Origin of the sequence: Flectobacillus rivi (genome assembly GCF_030056655.1) — a bacterium.
Lineage (GTDB): Bacteria > Bacteroidota > Bacteroidia > Cytophagales > Spirosomataceae > Flectobacillus > Flectobacillus rivi.
Map to the genome: position 1 here is coordinate 26,503 of NZ_JASHIE010000014.1, position 24,376 is coordinate 50,878.

Genomic DNA, 24,376 nt, shown 5'->3' on the forward strand with positions numbered 1-24,376 from the left:
TATAAAAATACCAAGTTGATTTAAAATGGGCATTAAACAAAATTTACAAAAAAACCCTAGAATTCAAACCTGAACTCTAGGGTTTTACAAAGAATTAATCTTTCTGATAAGAAAAAAGAACCTAACTAAAAGAATTATACTTCAACTTTTAAAATCTGATTCAATTTTTCAATCACATAATCAATTTCTTCAATTGTATTATACTTAGAAAACGAGAATCTCACCGATGGTCGATTTGGATCTGCACCAATACCACCTAATACATGTGAGCCAATATTTGAACCGCTCGTACAAGCACTACCACCAGAAGCTGAAATTTTGTTAATGTCCAAGTTAAACAAGAACATATCTGCTTCTTCCGAAGGAGGAAAACTTACATTGAGCACAGTGTATAAGCTTTTCTCTAAGTTATCGGAATCCCCATTGAATTGAATATCGTCAAAAGAGGTCTTCAACTTTTCAATCATATATGATTTTACTGATTCGATATGCTTGCGGTGTCCGTCCATATCGCTGTAGGCAACTTCCAAAGCTTTTGCCAAACCAATAATACCATACACATTTTCGGTACCTCCGCGCATATTACGCTCTTGTGAACCACCATGAATAAATGGATGGATTTTTTTATCAGCATTAATATAGAGAAAACCAGCACCTTTGGGTCCATGAAATTTATGACCTGCACCTACAATAAAATCAATATTGAGTTGTTGCAAATCATGTTTGTAGTGCCCCATCGTTTGTACAGTATCAGAATGGAAAGTAGCGCCATACTCTTTACACAACTCCCCTACCTTTTCCATATCCAACAAGTTGCCAATCTCATTATTACCGTGCATCAACGATACCAAGGTATTAGGATTTGCCTTCAATAACTCTTCAAGGTGATTCAAGTCGATATGACCTTTTTCATCTACATTGACTAAGCTCAGCTTAATTTTACCAATCTTTTGCAAGTGTTCCAAGGTATGTAGCACAGCATGGTGCTCAAGCGACGATGTTACAGCGTGTTTGATCCCATATTCTTCAATTGAGCAAGCAATCGCTGTATTATCGGCTTCTGTACCACCAGAAGTAAAGAAAATCTCAGCAGGAGAAGTATTCAAAAGACCAGCAACAGTTTTACGAGCACGTTCAATAGCGTTGCGCACTTCACGTCCATGTGCATGAATCGATGATGGGTTACCGAAATTTTTCTCCATCATTGGTAACATTGCCTCAATCACTGCTCTATCGAGCGGTGTGGTAGCGGCATTGTCCAAATAAACACGTTGTTGTATCATATTAATTTGGTTGGGGAAATGTGTGAGCCAAATCAATGACTCAAATAAAAGGGTTAAAAATATTTGTTGATAAATATGGGTTATTAAAATTTCAGCTATTGGATGTTGGATTTCGGATGTGTATTCTACTTTTTAAAATTCAATTTTGTAAAAAGAGATATATTTCTGAAATCAAAAATCCCCAATCCTCAATAGTTTGAAATTCTTCAAACACTATATAACGCTAAAAACTCTACCATTTCTCTATGCTTACTTGGAAAAGCTATAAATACAAAATGTCAGAAGGGCTACTTCTGACATTTTGTATTTATACCGGTAAGAACAAAAGAAATAACTACATCGTTGCTGCTACTACCTCTTTGATATCACTAATAAGTTTTTTTGCTAAATTCTCAGCCTTCGTCATTGAATCTGACTCTGAGTAGATACGAATGATTGGTTCTGTATTTGACTTACGCAAATGTACCCATTCTTTATCAAAATCTATTCGAACTCCATCAATTGCATTGATAGGATTTTTGGCATATTTTCTTTTAACAGCCTCCAAAACCTCATCAACGTTAATTTCTGGGGTTAGTTCGATTTTATTTTTCGAAATATAATACTCTGGGTATCCTTTACGCATAACCGAAATCTTTTTACCAGATTTGGCCAAATGCGTCAAGAATAGTGCGATACCTACCAAAGCATCACGGCCATAGTGTAATTCTGGATAAATAATACCGCCATTGCCTTCGCCACCAATGATAGCCTTTGAAGATTTCATCAATGTCACGACATTAACTTCTCCTACCGCTGAAGCATAATATTTGCCTCCATGCTTTTCAGTCACATCACGCAAAGCACGTGTTGACGATAGATTGGAAACGGTATTTCCTTTTGTATGCTGAAGAATATAATCCGCCACAGCTACAAGCGTGTATTCTTCGCCAAAAGGAGAAGCATCTTCACAGAAAAAACACAATCGGTCAACGTCTGGATCTACGACAATACCAAGGTCATATTTCGTTTTTTCGATAGCCTTAGTAATATCGGTTAAGTTTTCAGGAAGTGGCTCTGGATTGTGAGCAAAATTACCTGTAGGCTCACAGTGTAGTTTTGTAATTTGGGTTACGCCGAGAGCTTCAAGCAACATCGGAACCGCAATTCCACCTGTAGAGTTTACTGCATCTACAATTATTTTAAAGTTGCGTTCTTTAATGGCTTCTTTATCCACTAGAGGTAAAGCCAAAATCATGTCGATGTGTTTCTTAATCCAAGTGTCATCTTGGGCATAAGAACCTAATTTTTTCACATCTACAAAATCAAAATCTTCTGCCTCTGCGATAGCCAGTAGCGCTTCACCATCAGCCCCTGAAATAAATTCTCCGACTTCATTCAATAGTTTCAAGGCGTTCCATTGAATCGGATTATGACTTGCTGTAAGGATAATACCTCCTGCCGCATTTTCTACGGGTACTGCTACTTCAACTGTCGGAGTAGTAGAAAGACCTAAATCTAAGACGTCTAGTCCAAGTCCTTGTAAAGTACCAACCACCAACTTAGATACCATATCGCCAGACAAACGTGCATCACGCCCCAAGACAATTTTTTTATTGTTAGGGTTTTTACGTTTAAGCCAAGTACCATAAGCGGCCGTAAACTTCACTACATCTAAGGGTGTAAGGGCATCCCCTGCCTTTCCTCCGATAGTTCCTCTAATTCCTGATATAGATTTAATTAATGTCACGTTAGCGATGGGAGGTTTAATGGATTATTAATACACGTCGAGTGTGTTAGAAAATTATTAATTCATGAGCAAATTCTATGCAAATCTAACATAATTTGAAGAACTTTTGCCTTAATGCGACCAAGTTAAAACGGATTCTACAGAAAAGATAGTATTCGGTCGTACTTATTTTGTTGAACAGATTTTACCACAAAACTTGTTCCAAAATCAAAAGATTTTCCTCGGCAAATTGGATAAATATCTTATAAAATGAAAAAGCCTCTCAAGCGAACTTGAGAGGCTTTTGTTAACCCACTAGGATTCGAACCTAGACTAGCAGAACCAAAATCTGATGTGCTACCCTTACACTATGGGTCAATACACACTCTAAAATTAATAACTGTTAGCTTTTAGCTGAACAAAGAATCACGAATGATTTCCTAATTTAATGTTAACCGACATGGATTCGAACCATGAATGACGGTACCAAAAACCGTAGTGTTACCGTTACACCATCGGTCAATCTAATTCGTTGTTGTGCTGACTTGAAAATAAAACCTCTCCAATTAAATGGATTAAAAAGAGAGGTTTTGTTAACCGACATGGATTCGAACCATGAATGACGGTACCAAAAACCGTAGTGTTACCGTTACACCATCGGTCAGTACAACTGAATTGTGGTGCAAAATTAGGGTGTTTTATTTTGTTTGTCAAGTCCTTTTTCAAAAAAAATTGAACAAAATTTATAACACCCACTTTAAGTCACTGACTATTTGAAGCTTACCAGCACAAAAAAAAATCATTTTTTTTGTGCTGGTATCCCTTTTACAACACTACAGCACTAGTTTCAGCAGTAGGTGCTATTTTTTTCACTAAGCCTTGTAATACTTTACCTGGACCACATTCAACAAAGCTAGTAGCGCCATCAGCTACCATATTTTGCACAGACTGTGTCCATTTTACTGCCCCAGTCAACTGAGCAATCAAATTAGCTTTGATAGTAGCCACATCCGTTGAAGGTTGTGCATTTACGTTTTGGTAAATTGGACAAACAGGTGCATTGAAGTTGGTAGCTTCGATAGCTGCTGCCAATTCTTCACGAGCAGGCTCCATCAATGGAGAGTGGAATGCCCCACCTACAGGAAGAAGCAATACACGCTTTGCGCCAGCTTCTTTCAATTTTTCGCCAGCCAAAGCAACGCCTTCGTTGGTTCCCGAAATTACTACTTGTCCTGGGCAGTTATAATTAGCAGCAACTACTACATCGTCAACTGAAGCACAAATATCTTCGATTACATTATCTGCTAAGTTCAAAACGGCTGCCATAGTTGAAGGATTAGCTTCACACGCTTTTTGCATGGCTAATGCACGCTTAGAAACTAATACCAAGCCATCTTCAAAGCTCAAAGCTCCAGCAGCAACCAATGCAGAGAATTCGCCTAGCGAGTGACCTGCAACCATATCAGGCTGGAAATCTGGTGTTTCTTTGGCTAAAATTACAGAGTGAAGAAAAATAGCAGGTTGCGTTACTTTCGTTTGTTTTAACTCTTCGTCAGTTCCATTGAACATAACATCAGTAATGCTAAAACCTAAAATTTCGTTAGCTTTTTCAAATAATGCCTTTGCTGATTCTGATTTTTCGTAAAGGTCTTTGCCCATACCAATAAATTGAGAACCTTGACCTGGGAAAACGTATGCTTTCATTTTTAGGAATTTTTGTGATATATGATTTAGTACTAGTGGAAACAAGAGACTCTGTTTAATAAATTAAAGCAAGTTTTTTGTATTATCTCCACAATTGTCTGAAAAAAAGCACTTAAGAAATTTCTCAAACAACTGCCTCTGAATCGTTCTTCTTTACGAAGGTGTTTTCAAAGAAGTCCGCAAAAATACTACTTCAAGCTCTACATCTCCCAATTCTAGCCCAAAAACCTTTCACGAAGCTCTGGATTTGGTAAACGACAAGCATCTGATTTACCGAAAATTCGGTATCTATTCTTTGCAATCAAATCGTATATCATATCTCTTATCGTTCGTGGAATCCATTTCAAAAAATACAACCTCCGCCAAACTCCATCTAAATGCTGAGCGATATGAAGAGCTGCATCGGATTTCTCAAATAATTGTCCATTTTTTATCAACAAAACAGAATCAAAATCTTTTTTATTTCTAGAAAACTGAGCCAAATATTGTTGTCCCACCTCAGATTGTAAAGAGGCAAATTTGAACCGTTTTTGTGTGTCGTGGTCAATGACAAAATTGATTGAGGAATTACAAAAATTACACACTCCATCAAACAAGATTAGGTCGTATAATTGATGTTTTGAAGCGTCTTCTTTCATCTTTTTAGGAACTTTATACCTTACTAACAAAAAGACGAGCTTATGTACTCCACAAGCTCGTCTTTTCTGTATACTTATTTGATAATTATTTTATTAGTTCAATATAGCCCTTCAATGTTAAACTATTCTTGGCTGTATCTAATGTCAAGAATTTCACTGAACAATTATAGAAATAAGTTCCCGAAGGAGAATCATTACCAGAATTGTCTCGACCGTCCCATTCCAATTTTGGTCCTGTGTAGTCATACACTTTTTGTCCGTTTCTATTATAAATCGAAATAGTCACTTCTTGAACAAAACGTGGACATTTTAATGCTTGGAAAATATCATTTTTGCCATCTCCGTTTGGCGTAAAGACATTTGGTAATGAGAAACTTGGACAATTATCTTTACAAACTACATTACTACGCGCACTTTCGGTTCCATACTTATTAGTAGCAGTCACATAGTAACATCCCATATACGAATCCGTTTTGGTATGTGTGTAGTTGTGTGCTGGAGGATTCGGCGTGGTAATATCTGCAATTTTCGTAAATGCACCATCTGGTCCAGACGCATAATACAAAGTATATTTTACAATATCTTTATCACAGTTAGCTCCAGTTGCATCCGTCCACGTAAGCTTATTCTCAAAAGTTGTTTGATTACAGTTACTATTGTCTTTTGTATAAGCATCACAATCTAAAAGATCGATATTAAGTACTGGAGGACAAGGAATCAAATCACTTTTTGGCGTTGCGCAACTAATCTGAGAGAAGTTATTCAGCAAACTAGGTTTGATTTTGGTCGAATTGTACGTACCTACAGTTTCCACCTTATAACAATACGATGAATCTGGCGACATTTTCACTGGGAAGCTACCATCTGAAGCAATCTTATCTTGTCCATCATCCGTAAAGGTATAAGTAGATGCTCCTTGTACTGTTACATCGGCAATACGGGTAAATACTCCAGAACCTGGACGAGTTTCGCGATACACACGGTGCGTTTGATTATCGTTAGACCAAGGAGTATTGGCTTGCCAAGTTAGTACTACTTTACGAACATCTGCTGTAGTTGTCAAACGCACGCTCGACGCAGCCTCAGTACTATCCAATAAAGTCAAACCCGTAGCGCTTGTATAATAGAATAACACACGATAACGATAAGCATTGTCTTGTGTATTGAGGTTTTTATCAACAAATACCGTATCGGCTACTGTTCCAGATAAATCTGTATTAATGTTTGCTCCAACTTGAGCAAAAGACGTACCCGTCAAGCCAGTAGCACGGAACAAACGATACTGATATGGTCCTTTGAATTGCTCTGGTTTAAAATCAATTGGACGAGTCCATTTTACTGTAATTTCCCCTTGTGTAGAAGATGTTTTATCTACTGTCACATTGGTAATTACAGGTACTTGAGCTTCCAGTTTTAAACAAATTTGATCTGACGATACACTTTTACCACCCGAAGGAGCTGCAAAAGACGCCACTATACGGTAGCTATAATCAGTATCACGTTTCAGACCGTTGTTATCTACGTATGTAGTAGCGTTGATAGGGACTCTCCCAATTTCGACATAGCCCAAGCCCGCAGGAATACCCGTTTGACAAACATCTGGCACAAAATTATCACAACCTTGTTTACGATAAATGATTAATTCGGCTCCTGCATTTTGACACGAATAAGCGTCCCAAGTCAAAGTGATAGCCTTATTACCAGCATCGCCAGTAGCTTTTAGGTTTTTGACTCTAGGAGCTACAATTTTTACTTTCCAGATTTTACTATCTACTAATTTAGGTATGGTACTTCCTACCCTCGTTGGTGGCACGTCCTCTACCTTAAAGAGAATATCATAGGTTTGCTCTCGTATGTGTGCACAGCTTGTTTGCCACCTAAATACCCCTGTAGCAATAGGATTTGAAGGATTGGTGGCTGTAAAAGTCGCATAAGGCTGAGCAAAATAGGCTGTTCCATCGGTTGGTTTGTAAACAGACCCTGTCGAGTACAAATTCAATTGGTCTTTACGTCCGGTACTAGAAGGGGTATCGTCGGCAGTAACATTTTGCTGAATAAATGTTCCTGCTTCCACACAAATATCGTCTGGTACTTTGATAATAGGAGCCTTGTTATCGGCATCTTTTACCTCAATTTGCATATCACGAACCGTCTCCGAAATTTTTACACCATTTCGCCATTCTTCAATGATAAAAGCACAGTTATAAAGACCCGTTTCTTGAGGGACATTCCAAATCAAATCACCTGTTCGACTATTAATGGTAAAGCTAGAAGAAGTAGCTGCTACTAAATTAGGCTGGCGAAAACCAGCTATAGCATTACCACGTCCAGTACAAGTGGTTTGTAAACCTGTACGACAGTCAATTAGGCGGTAAGCCAAGCTATCGCCTTCGATATCTACTGCATTGGGGTTATGAATAAACTTTTGTCCAACTACAGCTGTAAGATCTACGGCAGGGTTCATCAACAATGGAGTTGAGTTTAGCCCCAAACCTGGATCTATTTTAAATACGGTTTCAACATAAAACCCCACCATGTCCGAATTAGGGATATTTCGAACATTGGCATTACGGTTTTCGATACCAACGTTTACCTTATAAATACTTGGCGCTGCGTAGGTGTAAGTAACCTTATAGATACCCTTCATGGTGCCGTTGCCAATATCTTCGCCTAAGCCATTACCATTAGAACGGGGAGCCCATTGAGAGCCGAGCCCATCCCCAAAGCAAAAAAGGACTTCGCGTTGTTGCTGCCAAGCCACGTTATTTTCGCAATATATCGTGAGGGTAAATTCGTAAGTAAGAGCCGTACTCGACACACGACGCACGGTGATTTCGCCCCCTTTCATGTGGGTTGCCCTTGCGGAATGAAATGAAAAAAGGCCTACAAAAAAGGTAAAAATGAGAATGTAGATAAAGTTTGGTCTCATACGTTAGTGAATAAAAAGTTTTGAGGACAGCCTCTTCAAAAGCCTTGGTATAAGGTATTGATTACTGACCTACACACTTTACTGGCACAATTTAGAGAATAATTTTTTTTACAACTAACAAAACAAAAAAATCAAACACAAAGTTGGAAAAGTGAACTAAATACACAAATCCGATGAAAGACCCTCCAAAGTATCGTTAATTATAGTAAAACCGATTGGTTGGTATACTTCCTAAATCGTTGGCTAAATCCAATAATACAGTACAAAAACGTAGAAAGATTATAAATAATTGCTAAAATCTTATAGATTATTTGATTGACAGGTGATTCAATTGTAGTTTTGGGTTCAATTTTTCAACTAATTAATAGTTAATAGCAATTAATCCATACAAGGTTTTCTGTGTATAGATTAAGAACCAGCCCTATTAATTGTTAACTAATTAACAACCAATAACTTATAAAAAAATGTCTTGGGTAACAAAAACATTATCAAGTTCGTTGGGCCGAAAGCTCATCATGGCGATAACAGGCTTATCGTTGGTAGCCTTCCTTCTCGTTCATTGTGGTATCAATGCGTGCATTTTTTTGAATGACGGAGGTGAAACCTTCAATGAAGCCGCAGAATTTATGGCTAAAAACTTTTTCATCCGTACTGCTGAAATCGGACTATTTGTGGGTTTAATTGCTCACATTGTAGACGGTTTGATGTTGTGGTCGGCTAACAAGAAAAAACGCCCTGTACAATATGCTGTTGTATCAAAAGATAATAGCACATGGTACTCTCGCTCAATGGGTTTATTGGGTACATTATTATTACTTTTCTTAGTGATGCACTTAAAGCATTTTTGGGTAGTAAGCCGTTTTACAGACGTAATTACTGGTGGTCAAAAAACACTTTTCCAAGAAATGCAAGAGGTTTTTGCTAGCCCAGTACCTGTAATTGTGTATGTTGTTGGTTGTATTTCTTTGGCATACCATTTATTGCATGGTGTTCAAAGTGCATTCCAATCACTTGGATGGAATCACCCTAAATACACTCCGTTTGTAAAATCATTCGGATGTTGGTTTGCTATTATCATTCCAGTTGTGTTTGCAGCAATGCCAATCGCAATGCATTTAGGACTTATTAAATAGTTCATAGTTGTTTGTTAAATTTTTAACAGCACTATATCTAAAAACTTTTTTCATTACATAATTCTTAAGTTATGGCAACTTCACCAAGATTAGATGCTAAAATCCCTGATGGACAGCTGTCTGATAAATGGACTAAATTCCGTTCGACAGTACCATTAGTAAACCCCGCAAACAAGCGGAATATCGAAATCATCGTAGTAGGTACAGGTTTGGCGGGTGCTTCGGCAGCGGCTTCTTTGGCCGAAATGGGATATAAAGTAAAAGCTTTCTGTTTTCAAGATTCTCCTCGTCGTGCTCACTCAATTGCAGCACAAGGTGGTGTTAACGCAGCTAAAAACTACCAAAATGACGGTGACTCTGTGTATCGTCTTTTTTATGATACGATCAAAGGTGGTGACTACCGTGCTAGAGAGGCAAACGTTCATCGTTTATCTGAAGTATCAGGTAGCATTATTGACCAATGCGTAGCGCAAGGTGTACCTTTTGCTCGTGAGTACGGTGGTTTGTTATCAAATCGTTCTTTCGGGGGTACTCAAGTACAACGTACGTTCTATGCTGCGGGTCAAACTGGTCAACAATTGTTGTTGGGTGCTTATTCGGCATTACAACGTCAGGTTGGTTTAGGTAACGTAGAAATGTTTACTCGCCACGAAATGATGGACGTAGTAATGGTTGACGGCAAAGCTCGTGGTATCATTGCTCGTGATTTGATTTCTGGTAAATTAGAACGTCACTTTGGTCACGCGGTATTGTTGTGTACAGGTGGTTACGGAAACGTATTCTATTTGTCAACTAACGCAATGGGCTCAAACGTAACAGCTGCTTGGAAAGCACACAAAAAAGGTGCATTCTTTGGTAACCCTTGTTACACTCAGATTCACCCTACTTGTATTCCAGTATCTGGTGATCACCAATCGAAATTGACATTGATGTCAGAATCATTGCGTAACGATGGTCGTATCTGGGTTCCTAAAAAGAAAGATGATAACCGTCCAGCAGCACAAATTCCTGAAGACGAACGTGATTACTACTTAGAGCGTCGTTACCCTGCATTTGGTAACTTGGTCCCTCGTGATATTGCTTCTCGTGCAGCTAAAGAGCGTTGTGATGAAGGTTATGGTGTAGGTGCTTCTAAAAAAGCCGTTTACCTTGATTTTGCAGCAGCTATCTTGCGTTATGGACGTGGAGAGGCTACCAAAAGAGGTATGCACAATGCTAGTACAGAAGAGCTACAAGTAATGGGTAAAGAAGTTGTGAAAGAGAAATATGGTAACTTGTTTGACATGTACAAGCAAATTACTGGTGAAGACCCTTACGAAGTGCCAATGCGTATTTATCCTGCGGTTCACTACACAATGGGTGGACTTTGGGTAGACTACAACTTGATGACTACAGTACCAGGTCTTTATGCTCTAGGTGAAGCAAACTTCTCAGATCACGGTGCAAACCGTTTGGGAGCTTCTGCCTTGATGCAAGGTTTGGCTGATGGTTATTTCGTAATTCCATACACAATTGGTGCTTATTTGTCTGGAGATATCCGTACAAAAGCAATTCCAACTGATGCTCCTGAGTTTGTGGCAGCAGAAAAAGCTGTTCAAGATACTATCGACCAATTGATGTCTATCAAAGGAACTAAATCGGTTGATTATTACCACAAGAAATTAGGTTTAATCATGTGGGATAAGTGTGGTATGGCTCGTAACGAGGCTGGTTTGAAAGAAGCTATCGAAGAAATCAAAGCGCTTCGCAAAGAATTCTGGTCAAATGTTCGTATTCCAGGTGATGCCAATGAATTTAACCCAGAATTAGAAAAAGCTGCTCGTGTAGCTGACTTCTTAGAACTTGGTGAATTGATGTGTATCGATGCCTTGAACCGTAACGAGTCTTGTGGAGGTCACTTCCGTGAAGAATATCAAACTGAAGAAGGCGAAGCAAAACGTGATGACGAAAACTACGCTTACGTAGCTGCATGGGAGTACAAAGGCGATTCTGACTACGAATTACACAAAGAAGAGCTAGTGTACGAAAACATCAAAATTGCACAACGTAGCTATAAATAATTTGAAAATTTGATGATTTGAAAATTTGAAAATGAAAAAGATTACTTGTAGGTTTGAAACTATTAATTCTCACCTACAAGTAATATGCAGAATCAAAAAGCGAATCTCATCGTTGAAAAAACGCTTTCATTTTCAATTGAAATCATCAAATTCAGTGAGCAATTAGAACTCCAAAAAAAATATGTCATAGCCAAACAATTGTTGAGGTCAGGCACATCTATTGGAGCTAATGTTTGGGAAGCTCAAAATGCAGAAAGTAAGGTAGATTTCATTCATAAAATGAAAATTGCAGCCAAAGAAGCTGATGAAACTAGCTATTGGTTAAAACTTTGTGAACTATCCGAGACTTACCCACAACCCCAAAAAGTTATCATTGAAGAATTAACTCAAATAATCCGAATTATCTCGAAGATTATTAGTAGTTCTAAAGTAGATTCTAAATGAATCTATTTTCAAATCTTCAAATTTTCAAATCTTCAAATTGTATCAAAATGGAAGGAAATATGAACTTGACGCTTAAGGTGTGGCGTCAAAAAAATACCAATACAGAAGGAAACTTCGAAAATTATGACGTTAAAGGAATTTCTGAGGATATGTCATTCCTTGAAATGTTCGACGTTCTTAATGAAAGATTAATCAACGACGGTCAAGAACCAATCGCTTTCGACCATGATTGCCGTGAAGGTATTTGTGGTATGTGCTCAATGTATATCAACGGTAGTCCTCACGGTCCAAACCGTGGTGTAACTACTTGTCAATTGCACATGCGTTCGTTCAAATCTGGCGATACAATTACTGTTGAACCTTGGAGAGCATCTGCATTCCCTGTAATCAAAGACTTAACTGTAAACCGTTCGTCATTCGACCGTATTATCTCTGCGGGTGGTTTCGTGTCAGTAAATACTGGTAACGCTCAAGATGCTAACGCATTGCCAATCGCAAAAGATAAAGCTGACGAAGCATTTGCAGCAGCAGCTTGTATTGGTTGTGGTGCTTGTGTAGCAGCTTGTAAAAATGCTTCAGCCATGTTGTTTACTTCAGCAAAAATTTCTCAATTAGCATTGTTACCACAAGGTCAAGCTGAACGTGAAATGCGTGCTGAGAAAATGGTTGCCCAAATGGATATCGAAGGTTTCGGTGCTTGTACAAACACAGGTGCTTGTGAAGCCGAATGTCCAAAAGGTATCTCATTGGAAAACATCGCTCGTATGAACCGTGAATACTTTGGTGCTGTATTGTCATCAAAAGAACACGAATAGTTTAGATATAAATATTTAAACTAAAAGCCGCCTTAGATGTCTGAGGCGGCTTTTTATTATTGACCTAATTTAGAATATTTCCTTACCGCTTCAACAATACTTTCAGTACTCCAATTCACATTATCTTTTGAGCGCTTTAAAATAGTTTGTGAGATTCGAGATTGCCCTCTAGGAACAACACCAATTATTGGGATTTGATTTTCATAAGCAGTTTGTATCTCCCAATCAATCCAATCGCTGTGAGATGAATATATTCCTGCTAACCCTAAAACGATATCGGACTCTAAAATTGATTGCTTCAATCTTTGTTTTATATATGTTGCATTTGATGAATTAATCGCTTCATAAGGTGAATGTTCTTTAAATACAACATTAAAATAGCCCCTCTCTTTCAATAACCTCCTTAAATTTTCTAAGTCATCTAAATGGCTCCAAGAATGACAGACATAAACTTTATATACTCTCGACATAATGTTCTATTGATTTAAATATTGCTCTTTTGTTCTAGTAAATGTTTCTATTTCCCAGATTTTAGGATTCTCCTTCATAAACATATCTTCAAAAGAAGAAGCTTTTTCTGTTTGATTCAAAAATAAATTACAGTTTGATAGTGTAGCATAAATCCACATCCTATCATTACGTACATTTAATTCTTCTTCTGGAATTGATTCTAAGTTTTTAATTATTTTCTTCATGACATCTTTTGCCATATACTTAAGTGCTCCTATTTCCTCTGAATCAACAGAAAGTTTAGATTTTAAATCTAAACAGATAGCATAATTTTCTCCTGTGTAATAATTTGAGTATATATTAAATCCCTTACTGTAGTACTCGATTGCTTTGTTTAGACTCTCTTCATCATTATTAATAAAATATAACCTTTTAAAAATTGCACCTGAAATACCTAAGGTTTCAGGATCTCCTGATTCATCAGGATTGAGAGTTTTAATAATTGACCATGCTTCCGTCAAAGCTACTACTTCGCTTGGCTCCTTAGATTTATATCGGTAAAGAGCTTGTTGCTGTATATAATAACTTTCATCAATTGCAATTTGATTGGCTTTGCCAAACAAATTACTTGCCTCCAGATAACGACCTTTCTGTATCTCTTCTTCTGCTTTTTCTATAATTGCAAATAATCCTTTTTCTCTCCTTGCTAAATCTCCTATTATATCGCTATATTCCTCATCTGCATAAGTTGTAGGTATTGCGGTTTTTATCAATTCATAAAGTGGACTATCACTTTTAGGGTTATCCTTGACAGTTAAAATCAATTTTTTGAGTTTTTCTTGGCACTCTCTAGCTTCATCAGTACCAATATCCTCTCCCAAATGCTTATATGAAAATATTCTGTCATGACTAAAATCAAACTCTCTCTTACCTTCTTGTTCTTTCAATATAATGGTAGAATATGGTCTTACTCCATGGCGTATACCTAACTCATAAATTGCATTGGGATTATAAGTTGTAATATCGGCTATTACTAAGTCCGCTTTCACTAATAGAGCATACATACTTCTGTCTATTAATCCTGACTCTATAATTTCATCAGCCCTTATACATTCATATCCTGCTGAAATAGCAGCAGGCTTAATTATATTCTTATATGTCTTATCTAAATCATAGGTTTTAGAAATAGAATAATCTGTTTTTTTTCCAAAACCCATAATTACAAAGCAAACTGGCTTTCTCATTTCTTTAGTTGTTTTTTTAAATTTCTAGTATCATTGGTTACTAATACATTCGACATTTTTCTAATAAAAGGAGGAATTTTAAATTGATTTCTTCCAGTTACTGCAACAATTTCTTTTCCTAATTCTTGAGCAACTTCTAGTTCCATTTTTACATAAGATTTCTTGGGTATATCCGGAGATGCCAAGACAAATACATGTGTACAACCAGACATTTGTTGCCTAAAAATTACTCTCAACTCCTCGTCACTTTGAGTATTCCTCCGTTTATTCTTTGGAATAGAATGATTAAAAATCTTATACTCTTCAGTGAATTTCAATTTCCGAGCAAGCTTTTCATATAGCGAAGAATCATCAAAGGAGTGACATATATAAATTCTACGATATTCAATTCTAATATCCTCTTTTTCTATTGCTACTGTATCTTCTTTATCAGATGCAATTTTCTTTTTCTTCAAATTATGTAAAATCAAACCTCCTCCAAGTGCTAATGGAATTAAAAACCACATATCTTAATTATCTTTTTAACCAATCTTGTAACTTTATTTTTGATTTATTAGGATAAATTACATGGTATGTAACATTATTCCCTGTTTCGTAATCATACTTATTTTCAGTCTGGAGATGTGGATATATTTCGAAATATTCATTATTTGTCCAATTTTGATTATTTTCTTTGAAAGGGAATATCATCATGTTATCTATATATTTCAACCCATCTCCAATACCTAACTCCCAATTAACCCAACTTGACTTTATTGCGGTATTAGATGCCAATAGAATAAATTTTCTATTTTGTTTGATTTTAGTCTTTAATATATCTGCTGTCTTACCACTAGTAATTGCTGGCATATCATTATCGAGCCAATCAACATAGATATTCACTCCAACCGAATTTAAAATTTTAACAATAGGTAATATCCGCATTTTATCAGAATGACTATGTGACAAGAAAGCTGTGAGGTTATTTTGGCTGATACTTATGCCATCATCTATTAGAGCTCTCTTTGTCAAAAAAAAGATATTTTCAGAAATTGAAATAGGTATACTATCTAGATATTCAGTTGTAATTAAATCCATAATTATTAAGTTTAAAATGCTAAAACAATTACTCTTTGGGTCTTCTTTCAGTTACCTTAAAATTTATAAATTGATCTATGGTATCTCTTTTATTAAATAACATAGTTTTTAGGTCTTTTGAATTTGTGAACGTTCACTAACGGCACCTTGCCATTTGCTCCATTGGTAGCCATAAAAAGTACAATTTAGAATTTGATAAAATAATTAAACTTGTGCAGTTTTATGAACTGGTACGCATTTTGTGAGAAAAGCCGAAAGAAGAAAAAGAAGAATACTACAATTTTGTTAAGAGTAGAACATTTCTTAATTTTGTTTCGTTATATAACAAAAGGCATGCACGAACGGGTCAATAACTCCCGTTACTAGTGCTAAACTGCTTAAATCTTATTAAAATGCTCTTCAAAGTTTGGCGACGGCGAGAGCATTTTTTTTATTTATTGAGCTTCTGGTATTTATATTTTTTTTCTTCCAAATAGTATATATTTTATGGGATATAGGAATCCCAATGTATCGATATTCAAATTAGATGCCAAAATAAATTTTGTGACATTTTGACAACTTCCAATTAAAAAAGAGGATAGTCGCAGAAATATATATACTTGCCAGTGACACGCCATTTTTTCCATACAAGAAAAAACATAAAGCATGACAAGATGTCTCATAATGTATAGTATGTATCATAAATGTTATTCAACATAAGCATCTGCATACTAGCTGCATAAGGTCTCTTATCCAGAGTTTTTCATGAATATTGAAATCATTAAAAAAACAAACAATCTCTCTCGTAAAGCAGTTTTGTTTACATGAAAATTAAAACGCTTCGACTTATTCTTGGTGACCAACTCAATAGCCAACATTCATGGTTTGAATCTGTAAATCAGGATGTCATTTATGTCATGATGGAAATGCGTCAGGAGACTGACTATGTCACTCACCATATCCAAAAAATTGTGGGCTTTTTTGTGGCTATGCGACAGTTTGCTGAAGAGCTAAAACAAAAAGGGCATCAAGTAGTTTATATTACCTTAGACGACGAAATAAATACCCAATCACTTCCTCAAAATCTTCATTGGCTTATTCAAGAATTAGATATTCAACAATTTGAATACCTATTGCCTGACGAATATCGTCTCGATTTACAACTTAAAGGCTTTTGTCAAAATATTCCAATACCTTCAAAAGCCATTGACTCGGAACACTTTTTGAGTCAGCGAGAGGAATTAGCTACTTTTTTTAAAGGAAAGAAAACCTTTCTCATGGAAAACTTTTATCGCATGATGCGCAAAAAGTACAAGGTACTAATGGATGAAGATGAACCTACTTCGGGACAATGGAATTATGATGCCGATAATCGCAAAAAACTTCCCAAAAATCATCGTCCAATCGAACCGCTAATTTTTTCAAAAAACGTAGAAGATATCGTTCAACTACTTTCCCAATCGGGCATATCATCTATTGGAAACATCGATGCTAAAAATTTCTTGTGGCCCACCACTCGTCAAGAGAGTTTAGCCTTATTGGACTTTTTCCTTGAAAACTGTCTGGCGCAATTTGGCACTTATGAAGATGCCATGCATCCCTCCTATTGGTCTATTTATCATTCTCGGCTATCCTTTTCTCTTAATCTTAAATTATTACATCCACTAGAAGTCATTCAGAAAAGCGTAGAATATTGGGAACAAAATCAGGATTCGATTACGATTGCTCAAATTGAAGGTTTTGTCAGACAAATTCTTGGCTGGCGTGAATACATGCGAGGAATTTACTGGGCAAAAATGCCTGAATTTGCCACTATGAATTTCTTCGGGCATGACAGAAAACTTCCTTCGTGGTTCTGGAGTGGTCAAACAAAAATGGCTTGTTTACGCCATGCTATTATCCAAAGTTTGGATTATGCCTATGCCCACCATATCCAAAGATTAATGCTGACAGGAAACTTTATGCTATTGGCAGGTATTCATCCTGATGATGCCGACGCATGGTATTTGGGTATTTATATTGATGCCATTGAGTGGGTCGAGATTACCAATACACGAGGAATGAGCCAGTATGCTGATGGTGGGATTATTGGGTCGAAGCCTTATGTGGGTTCTGCCAATTATATCGACAAAATGAGTCATTATTGTGGCAATTGCTTTTACGACAAAAACAAAAAAACAGGAGATAAGGCTTGTCCTTTCAACAGTCTTTATTGGCATTTTTTTGAAAGAAATCGTGTTTTTTTAGAGAAGAATCCAAGAATAGGCATGTCTTATATAACACTCAATAAAATGTCTACTACTCAAAGACAAGAGCTACTGAAACAAGCAGATTTTTACTTGGAACATATCGAAAAATTGTAAACCGACTATCAAGGTTTATTGCCATTCCAAAAAAAACTTAAAAACTATATTGTTGAGTTCTGAATGCCTACTAAATTTGGGTATGATAGAGATAAAAGACGTTTGTAAAGCCTTCAATGGCCGAGATATATTATTAGGAATCAGTGGACAATTTAAGCCAGGTGATACTTCCTTGATTATTGGCGGTAGTGGTACGGGGAAAAGCGTACTGCTCAAATGTATGATTGGTATTATCAAACCTGAGTCGGGACATATTTTGTACGATGGGCGTGATTTTCATAATTCCTCAGAAGAGATACAAAAGGATATTCGTCGTGAAATGGGTGTACTATTTCAAGGTGGGGCACTTTTTGACTCTAAAACCGTTTTAGAAAATGTCAAATTCCCATTGGATATGTTGACCAATATGTCGGAGAAGGAAAAAATCGACCGTGCTGAATTTTGCCTTCAGAGAGTAGGTTTGGAAAATGCAGGGCAACGTACACCTTCCGAAATTTCGGGTGGTATGAAAAAGCGTGTAGGCATCGCACGTGCTATTGTGATGAACCCCAAATATCTATTTTGTGATGAACCTAACTCTGGTCTCGATCCTTTGACTTCTGTCAGAATCGATGAGCTTATCAAAGAAATTACTGATGAGTTTGGAATCACTACGGTGGTAATTACGCATGATATGAGTTCGGTAATGGGTATTGGCGAAAGTATTATGTTTTTGTATAAAGGCAAAAAATTGTGGGAAGGCGACAACTCCAATATTCTTCAAAATACAGTACCAGAACTGAATGAATTCTTATTTTCGAGTAAACTTTTACAGGATTTGAGAAAATAGCGTTAATAATTTGAAAATCTGATGATTTGAAAATTTGAATCAAATAAACAGAATCATTTTAAATTTAGTGAATTGAGATTGAGTGATATTCTAGCTGTAGAGACGCAATGCTTTGCGTCTTAAGCCGAGCCAGACATAACAAATTTGTATCAAACATGAGTTATCCTGAATTTTTAGGATTGGGATTATTCTCCAAGTTTTTATCAAAAAAGGGGTCGAAAAATATTTTTTCGACCCCTTTTTTGATGCTACTATACTAGATATGATTTGGCTTAAGACGCAATCATTGCGTCTCTACTGATGGAATCCATATTTTCACATAATCACTCAATCGCTAAATGACTCAATCTCTCAACTCGAGATAACTCATATTTAGTGAATCTATACCAATTTCTTGATAATATCTTCTACAGAAACACCTTCAGCCTCAGCTTTGAAGTTACGTACGATACGGTGGCGTAAAATTGGCAATGCAACCGCTTGCACATCTTCAATATCTGGCGAATATTTTCCATTAATTAAAGCATTACATTTAGCAGCCAAAATTAAGTTTTGAGAAGCACGCGGACCAGCACCCCATTCCAAATATTGGTTGGTCACGGCATCGCTCAATTCTGATTTAGGGCGCGTTTTGTGTACTAATTTTACCGCATATTCTACTACATTATCAGCTACAGGGACTTTTCTAATCAATTCTTGAAAAGCTAAGATTTCTTCTCCTGAAACTTGCTTTTGAACTTGGTATTTAGTCGCATTGGTCGTATTCTTCACAATTTCAACCTCAGCACGGTATGATGGATAATCCAAATTGACCATAAACATAAAACGGTCAAGTTGAGCCTCTGGTAATGGATAAGTACCTTCTTGTTCGATAGGGTTTTGTGTAGCCAATACAAAGAATGGACGGCTCAATGGGTATTTTTTACCAGATACCGTCACTGCATATTCCTGCATAGCTTCCAAAAGAGCTGATTGTGTTTTGGGAGGAGTACGGTTGATTTCATCCGCCAAAATGATATTGGCAAAAATTGGTCCTTTTACAAACTTAAAATTACGTTCATTATCGAGCGTTTCAGAACCAACAATATCCGAAGGCATCAAATCTGGGGTAAACTGGATACGATTAAAATCGAGGTCTAAGGCTTCAGCAATCGTTTGAATCAACAAAGTTTTTGCCAATCCTGGAACCCCAACTAATAAACAGTGTCCTTGACAAAAAATAGCTGTAAGTAATAGTCTAACGGTGTCTTCCTGACCAATAATAACTTTACCGATTTCTGAACTAAGTTTTTGATAAGATTCTTTCAAAGCGTTTACCGCTTCCACATCCGACTTGTATTGCGCCATGCTTGTGATATTAACTATGTTTAGATTTTTGAACTCTTTTACTCAATGATATTATCCTAAAAATAGGCATTTTCTGAATACAGAGGTAATTCTTAGACGTATTGCTTCAAATAAATCATTTGAGTTGCAAGAGTATAATTGAATAGCGTGTACCGTAAAGTTAATCAAATAACCTGCCAATTTGTAGTGATTCGGTGGGGTTTATTCAAAACTTTCGACCAATCAGTCTGCTAACGTCTTTAATGTCAAAGTTATTGAGTCGTTCATCGAGTTTTTAGAAAACAAAAACGGTCAGCATAAAGCTGACCGTTCTAAATATTATTAGGTTGTATTCTATTCTCTGTAAGTGCTTTATTGCCCCGTGCCTTTCATGACGTTACAATCCTTATATTCGTCCGAAATATAGATGAATACTTCACCTTTGGCTTTAGCAAACCACTCTTCGATAGCATTGTTACGTTTTCTGTTCAACGTAATTGTTGCTAATTTTTGGAAGTCATCTTCTAAGTTAGCAAAGTGAGGTGGGTGTTTTGCTTTATAATATAATACTCTGACAGCTGTACGACCATCCTCTGTACGATATTGAATAGGCTTGGTAAGCGTACCTACGGTCATTGAGTCCAAGGTAAAATACAAACCAGATTCCATACTACCATCTAATGGCATTTTAATAGAACGTGTACTAGGGTCAATCAACATACCACCAGCATCTTGAGTACCTTTATCTTCAGAGTGTAATTGAGCAGCTTTTTCAAACTTCAATGAATCACGTTGTACTAATACTCTAATACTATCCAAGTAGCTAGTTGGCTCTGTTAAGTCCATTTTCTGATAATCAGGACGCAATAAAATATGGCGTGCGTGATATTCCTGTCCACGAACTTCTAATAATTGAATCAAGTGATAACCAAATTCTGATTCTACCACATCCGACAACTGATTTGGTTTCAATTTCAAGGCAGCAGCCTCAAAAGGTGCTACCATCTGACCACGTTTAGCAAAACCTAAATCTCCTCCACGTTTTCCAGAACCTAAATCTTCAGAGTGCAATTTAGCCAATTCTGCAAAGTCTTCCCCGTTTTCTACTCGGCGCTTGTAATCTAACAATTTCTTGATAAGCTCCTCCTTTTGATTTTTGGTCACTTTAGCCAAACGAACAATATGACCTACTTCCACTTCTGAAGGCAAATATGGCAAGGAGTCTCTAGGAATAGATTCAAAAAATTTACGAACCTCTTTCGGAGTAACTTTTACATCGCCTGTGATTTTTTCCTGCATTTTGCGAGTAGTAAGCTGTTCTTTAATAGCCGAACGAAGCTCGTCTTTCAAAGAGGCAATTGTTTTGCCGTAAGCTTCAACAATGTTCTTTTGAGAACCAAATTGTTGCTCCATTTGATCCATACGAGAACTCAACTCCATTTCTACTTTCTTATCATCGATAAGTACAGAGTCGATTTCGGCTTTTGCCAACATCACTTTACCAATAATCAAACTCTCAAGCAATTGGCAACGAGTAGGCGTATTTCCCTGTCCGCTTTGCAAATATTGCTGATACTGTGCTTCAAGTTCAGACTTAAGAATATAGTGATTGTCAACTTTTGCAATGATTTTATCAATTACTAAAGATTGAGCTTGCATCGAAAAGCTCATCACTAGTAACAGACCCATCAATGAGAGTAAATAAAAGGGTTTCTTCATTGTTATATGATTTCTTATGTAATGCTTATAATTAGGTTTAATCGCATGGCACAAACCTCGTTCGCTTTCAAAAACCGCCATTCATTCTGAAAAGAATAGAATTCTAGGTTCTCAATTAACAAATTTAAGCGTTTTTATCCTCTAAACCTGTGGACGATGCCGTTAAAAAATGTTAATTGGCTTTTTTGGAACGATTTATTGACTTGAAAGACAAAAAAATAGTGAAACTGTCGTCAGAAACTCCGTTGACAATTTCACTATTTTACGACGAACATTTTATTCAATGATACGACGGACTTCGTTTTCGTTTACTGAAACAGGATAACGTTCTTTCAATTTCGAAATCCAATTATCATATAATTGCTTCTGGTAATCTTTGATAATTTGTCCTCGTGCTTCTTGAAAAGTCTTAGCTCTTGGCAATTCTACTTTGTTTATATCTATCCAAACTTGACGACCTTTTGATTCAAAAGTCTGTTCTCCTACTGCCCAATTCGCCATATCTACAAATTCGTTTTCACTACGTTTGAAATAACGTTCTTCTGCGGTAAGACTATTTGGTTTTAAAGTATTAAATCTTTTTACCACATCGTCCATCGACGTTGAGAAAAACTTGATAGACACTCGCATATTTTTACTATGGTCAGTTTTTGAGGCTGGTTTAAATTTACCATCATCTTTCTCAATAACTCTCGTAGCCGAAATACCCTTATTGATTAAGCTATTCACGATGTTTCTAGCACGTTCTGCCGAAATATTTTCAGGCTCATCAGCATCAGAATTGCCTGTAATTTCGACCGTATAATCACGATTTTTAATCATGATAACTGCCAATTCGTACAGCATTTTCTGAGCGTCTGGGGTAAAGTCAGCTTTATCTTTTTCAAAATAAATTTCAGGGAAACGACGGTTCATCGGATATGGACCTTTCTGTAATACCTGCTTTGCCTGCTCCAATGTTTCTTTTCTATCCGTAGTAATCAATTTCGCCAAAACACGATTGGTATATTGATAACGATCAGGATTTTGTTGGAAATATCTCACTTGACCCAATGAATCTAAAGAAGGAGCCAAAACATACTTTTCATACATTTCTTTTTGTAAAATTCCCTCTCTGTATTCCTGTACAACTGAACGAAACTCTGGGTATCTAACTTCAAGATTAGCTTCTTCGAAAGCAATATTGGCTTGTTCTACAAATTGTTTGTACCAAACCTCCACCGATTTGTCTTCCACAACGCCCACTTTCAACATTTGACGTTGTTGTTTTAATACAAAATCATAAAAATCCTTCGTCTTGTAAGGTTTTGAATTAATCGAGAAGAGAGTCTTTCCTAAATAATCTTCTTGTCCTGTACGGTCTTTATAAAACTTGTCAAAAGCATCTTGTTTGACCGAAATATATTCTAGAAAATTATTATCTCTCAAAAGTTTTTTCACCAAAGTACCTCTTGCCAACGAGCCTCTTGAAGCATCAGCATTGATTTTTTGGCGGATATAAGGAGTCATTTCTTCGAATTTCAATAAGCTCTTTTTCTCCACTAATCTAAAGATATGCCAACCCAAAGAAGTTTGAATCGGAATTGTATAATCACCTTTTTCTTTTAGGGAAAATACTAAATCGGTAATTTTTTCATCAATCAAAGTACCTGCTTCATACCATCTTCCAAGTACTCCACCTCTCGATTTGGTACTGGCATCGTCTGAAAATGTACGACATACACCTTCAAACGGCTCATTTTTTTTGAGATAAGCATAGGCATCATCGATACGCTTTTTGGCAGCAGCTTTTTCAGCTTCAGACATACTTGCTGACACCGAAACTAAGATATGCGCCAAACGCACCTTACCTCTAAAAGAGCGACGATCTAAAACCTTGATAATATGATAGCCCTTTTCGGTACGAAAGGGCATAGACACCTCACCTTTGGGCGTATTATAAGCCGCAGATTCAAAAACGTAGTTGTTGTCTAGCACCGCCAAATAGCCCAAATCGCCTCCACGAGGGGCAGATTTAAGATCTTTAGAATAATCTTTGGCAATTTGTTCAAAAGCCTCGCCTCTTAAAATTCGAACACGAAGATTTTTGATTTCATCATACGCTGCTAATGTATCTGCGGGAGTGGCATGTGAACTTATCGGAATAAAGATTTGTGCTACTCGCACCTCCTCTTTCATACGCTCATACGCCTCTTGAATCAACTTTTCAAGCATCGCTTTATCTGTCAGATATGGCAAAGCTAATTCTTTACGGTACGTATCTAGCTCATCGACAAATGCTCTGGATGTATCTAACCCAGCTTTTTCGGCAGCAAATACACTTAGTTTGTAATTGATAAAATCTTGTAAAAATGCTCTAGAGTTCTCTTTCTTGACGCTGTCATTCTGGACAAGCTTTTTGTAGGTAAGCTCAAGGTCTCTTGAACTAATAGTTTTTGATCCTATAGTAATAGCAGGCACTTCGCTTTGCGCCAGAGCCATTTGCTCATGAGTCGCCAATGCAAAAGAGGCAGCTATGACCGTGTATATTTTAAATAACTTGTTCATTCTTTCATTCATACTAAATCAGAAAAACTTTCCTGACTTGTTCATTTTAACTGGCAAGCACAGTGGAATATTGTACAAAAAAAACAAAAATAACAATAAAATTGAGATTAAGTCATGGCAGTGACCCA

General features: G+C 36.7%; 18 protein-coding genes and 3 tRNA genes. 6 read left to right on the top strand and 15 right to left on the bottom strand.

Translation table 11 applies throughout. From position 1 onward, the window contains the following. Positions 1 to 134: 134 nt before the first annotated feature. The 8 genes from QM481_RS18735 to QM481_RS18770 all read right to left on the bottom strand — a co-directional run bounded on the left by QM481_RS18735 (position 135) and on the right by QM481_RS18770 (position 8,181). Positions 135 to 1,283, bottom strand: a complete 1,149-nt coding sequence (locus tag QM481_RS18735) for a cysteine desulfurase family protein (protein ID WP_283382874.1) — start codon at positions 1,281 to 1,283, stop codon at positions 135 to 137. Positions 1,284 to 1,617: 334 nt separating this feature from the next. Next, positions 1,618 to 3,012, bottom strand: coding sequence for a phosphoglucosamine mutase (gene glmM / locus QM481_RS18740; protein WP_166550542.1), 1,395 nt, complete (start codon positions 3,010 to 3,012; stop codon positions 1,618 to 1,620). Positions 3,013 to 3,298: 286 nt separating this feature from the next. Then, positions 3,299 to 3,369 (bottom strand) — tRNA-Gln (locus QM481_RS18745). Between the two features lie 73 nt (positions 3,370 to 3,442). Next, positions 3,443 to 3,513, bottom strand: a tRNA-Gln gene (locus tag QM481_RS18750). 71 nt (positions 3,514 to 3,584) lie between these two features. Further along, positions 3,585 to 3,655: transfer RNA gene (locus QM481_RS18755), tRNA-Gln, on the bottom strand. Between the two features lie 161 nt (positions 3,656 to 3,816). Further along, the gene (gene fabD / locus QM481_RS18760; protein WP_166550541.1) at positions 3,817 to 4,695 is read right to left on the bottom strand and encodes an ACP S-malonyltransferase; all 879 of its coding nucleotides are present in this window, start codon (positions 4,693 to 4,695) and stop codon (positions 3,817 to 3,819) included. Positions 4,696 to 4,910: 215 nt separating this feature from the next. Then, a complete protein-coding gene (locus QM481_RS18765) occupies positions 4,911 to 5,333 on the bottom strand; it encodes a thiol-disulfide oxidoreductase DCC family protein (protein WP_283382875.1) in 423 nt (140 codons plus the stop codon). An 85-nt stretch (positions 5,334 to 5,418) separates the two neighbouring features. Continuing rightward, positions 5,419 to 8,181, bottom strand: a complete 2,763-nt coding sequence (locus QM481_RS18770) for a T9SS type B sorting domain-containing protein (RefSeq protein WP_283382876.1) — start codon at positions 8,179 to 8,181, stop codon at positions 5,419 to 5,421. Between the two features lie 545 nt (positions 8,182 to 8,726). Between QM481_RS18770 and QM481_RS18775 the strand changes: the two genes are divergently transcribed. The 4 genes from QM481_RS18775 to QM481_RS18790 all read left to right on the top strand — a co-directional run bounded on the left by QM481_RS18775 (position 8,727) and on the right by QM481_RS18790 (position 12,714). After that, a complete protein-coding gene (locus QM481_RS18775) occupies positions 8,727 to 9,395 on the top strand; it encodes a succinate dehydrogenase cytochrome b subunit (RefSeq protein ID WP_283370793.1) in 669 nt (222 codons plus the stop codon). Positions 9,396 to 9,466: 71 nt separating this feature from the next. Continuing rightward, complete coding sequence (locus QM481_RS18780; RefSeq protein ID WP_283382877.1) at positions 9,467 to 11,455, top strand: fumarate reductase/succinate dehydrogenase flavoprotein subunit; 1,989 nt, start codon at positions 9,467 to 9,469, stop codon at positions 11,453 to 11,455. Positions 11,456 to 11,539: 84 nt separating this feature from the next. Then, the gene (locus QM481_RS18785) at positions 11,540 to 11,899 is read left to right on the top strand and encodes a four helix bundle protein (protein WP_166550536.1); all 360 of its coding nucleotides are present in this window, start codon (positions 11,540 to 11,542) and stop codon (positions 11,897 to 11,899) included. A gap of 59 nt (positions 11,900 to 11,958) precedes the next feature. Next, positions 11,959 to 12,714 (top strand): succinate dehydrogenase/fumarate reductase iron-sulfur subunit, encoded by a 756-nt coding sequence (locus tag QM481_RS18790; protein WP_283382878.1) that lies wholly within the window; start codon positions 11,959 to 11,961, stop codon positions 12,712 to 12,714. 56 nt (positions 12,715 to 12,770) lie between these two features. Here the strand turns inward: QM481_RS18790 and QM481_RS18795 are convergent, their stop codons facing one another. From QM481_RS18795 to QM481_RS18810, 4 genes are read right to left on the bottom strand one after another with little or no spacing between them, the layout of a single operon-like run. Next, on the bottom strand, positions 12,771 to 13,184 hold the full coding sequence (locus tag QM481_RS18795; RefSeq protein WP_283382879.1) for a TIR domain-containing protein: 414 nt from the start codon (positions 13,182 to 13,184) through the stop codon (positions 12,771 to 12,773). A 6-nt stretch (positions 13,185 to 13,190) separates the two neighbouring features. Then, on the bottom strand, positions 13,191 to 14,408 hold the full coding sequence (locus tag QM481_RS18800) for a TRAFs-binding domain-containing protein (RefSeq protein ID WP_283382880.1): 1,218 nt from the start codon (positions 14,406 to 14,408) through the stop codon (positions 13,191 to 13,193). Then, positions 14,405 to 14,914: a TIR domain-containing protein gene (locus tag QM481_RS18805; RefSeq protein WP_283382881.1), complete on the bottom strand. Its 510-nt coding sequence runs from the start codon at positions 14,912 to 14,914 to the stop codon at positions 14,405 to 14,407. Before QM481_RS18805 ends, QM481_RS18800 begins: the two co-directional genes overlap by 4 nt. Positions 14,915 to 14,921: 7 nt before the next feature. Next, on the bottom strand, positions 14,922 to 15,485 hold the full coding sequence (locus QM481_RS18810) for a TIR domain-containing protein (protein ID WP_283382882.1): 564 nt from the start codon (positions 15,483 to 15,485) through the stop codon (positions 14,922 to 14,924). Between the two features lie 803 nt (positions 15,486 to 16,288). Between QM481_RS18810 and QM481_RS18815 the strand changes: the two genes are divergently transcribed. Together QM481_RS18815 and QM481_RS18820 are read left to right on the top strand one after the other, a co-directional pair. Next, positions 16,289 to 17,827, top strand: coding sequence for a cryptochrome/photolyase family protein (locus QM481_RS18815; RefSeq protein ID WP_283382883.1), 1,539 nt, complete (start codon positions 16,289 to 16,291; stop codon positions 17,825 to 17,827). An 82-nt stretch (positions 17,828 to 17,909) separates the two neighbouring features. After that, positions 17,910 to 18,656, top strand: a complete 747-nt coding sequence (locus QM481_RS18820) for an ABC transporter ATP-binding protein (RefSeq protein WP_095162019.1) — start codon at positions 17,910 to 17,912, stop codon at positions 18,654 to 18,656. 381 nt (positions 18,657 to 19,037) lie between these two features. Here QM481_RS18820 and QM481_RS18825 read toward each other — a convergent pair whose 3' ends face one another. The 3 genes from QM481_RS18825 to QM481_RS18835 all read right to left on the bottom strand — a co-directional run bounded on the left by QM481_RS18825 (position 19,038) and on the right by QM481_RS18835 (position 24,248). Continuing rightward, positions 19,038 to 20,003 carry an AAA family ATPase gene (locus QM481_RS18825; RefSeq protein WP_166550533.1) on the bottom strand — a complete coding sequence of 322 codons (966 nt, stop codon included), beginning with the start codon at positions 20,001 to 20,003 and terminating at the stop codon, positions 19,038 to 19,040. A 351-nt stretch (positions 20,004 to 20,354) separates the two neighbouring features. Further along, complete coding sequence (locus tag QM481_RS18830; protein WP_283382884.1) at positions 20,355 to 21,701, bottom strand: peptidylprolyl isomerase; 1,347 nt, start codon at positions 21,699 to 21,701, stop codon at positions 20,355 to 20,357. Positions 21,702 to 21,977: 276 nt separating this feature from the next. Continuing rightward, complete coding sequence (locus QM481_RS18835; RefSeq protein ID WP_283382885.1) at positions 21,978 to 24,248, bottom strand: peptidylprolyl isomerase; 2,271 nt, start codon at positions 24,246 to 24,248, stop codon at positions 21,978 to 21,980. Between the last annotated feature and the right edge of the window lie 128 nt (positions 24,249 to 24,376).

What these genes read in the sequence shown, in the direction of transcription:
- QM481_RS18770 (WP_283382876.1), bottom strand. Translation starts at nt 8,181, where the DNA reads ATGAAAGGGGGCGAAATCACCGTGCGTCGTGTGTCGAGTACGGCTCTT.
- QM481_RS18790 (WP_283382878.1), top strand. Translation starts at nt 11,959, where the DNA reads ATGAACTTGACGCTTAAGGTGTGGCGTCAAAAAAATACCAATACAGAA.
- QM481_RS18785 (WP_166550536.1), top strand. Translation starts at nt 11,540, where the DNA reads ATGCAGAATCAAAAAGCGAATCTCATCGTTGAAAAAACGCTTTCATTT.
- QM481_RS18765 (WP_283382875.1), bottom strand. Translation starts at nt 5,333, where the DNA reads ATGAAAGAAGACGCTTCAAAACATCAATTATACGACCTAATCTTGTTT.
- QM481_RS18735 (WP_283382874.1), bottom strand. Translation starts at nt 1,283, where the DNA reads ATGATACAACAACGTGTTTATTTGGACAATGCCGCTACCACACCGCTC.
- QM481_RS18800 (WP_283382880.1), bottom strand. Translation starts at nt 14,408, where the DNA reads ATGAGAAAGCCAGTTTGCTTTGTAATTATGGGTTTTGGAAAAAAAACA.
- QM481_RS18830 (WP_283382884.1), bottom strand. Translation starts at nt 21,701, where the DNA reads ATGAAGAAACCCTTTTATTTACTCTCATTGATGGGTCTGTTACTAGTG.
- QM481_RS18825 (WP_166550533.1), bottom strand. Translation starts at nt 20,003, where the DNA reads ATGGCGCAATACAAGTCGGATGTGGAAGCGGTAAACGCTTTGAAAGAA.
- QM481_RS18780 (WP_283382877.1), top strand. Translation starts at nt 9,467, where the DNA reads ATGGCAACTTCACCAAGATTAGATGCTAAAATCCCTGATGGACAGCTG.
- QM481_RS18795 (WP_283382879.1), bottom strand. Translation starts at nt 13,184, where the DNA reads ATGTCGAGAGTATATAAAGTTTATGTCTGTCATTCTTGGAGCCATTTA.
- QM481_RS18805 (WP_283382881.1), bottom strand. Translation starts at nt 14,914, where the DNA reads ATGTGGTTTTTAATTCCATTAGCACTTGGAGGAGGTTTGATTTTACAT.
- QM481_RS18820 (WP_095162019.1), top strand. Translation starts at nt 17,910, where the DNA reads ATGATAGAGATAAAAGACGTTTGTAAAGCCTTCAATGGCCGAGATATA.
- QM481_RS18810 (WP_283382882.1), bottom strand. Translation starts at nt 15,485, where the DNA reads ATGGATTTAATTACAACTGAATATCTAGATAGTATACCTATTTCAATT.
- QM481_RS18835 (WP_283382885.1), bottom strand. Translation starts at nt 24,248, where the DNA reads ATGAACAAGTTATTTAAAATATACACGGTCATAGCTGCCTCTTTTGCA.
- fabD (WP_166550541.1), bottom strand. Translation starts at nt 4,695, where the DNA reads ATGAAAGCATACGTTTTCCCAGGTCAAGGTTCTCAATTTATTGGTATG.
- QM481_RS18815 (WP_283382883.1), top strand. Translation starts at nt 16,289, where the DNA reads ATGAAAATTAAAACGCTTCGACTTATTCTTGGTGACCAACTCAATAGC.
- QM481_RS18775 (WP_283370793.1), top strand. Translation starts at nt 8,727, where the DNA reads ATGTCTTGGGTAACAAAAACATTATCAAGTTCGTTGGGCCGAAAGCTC.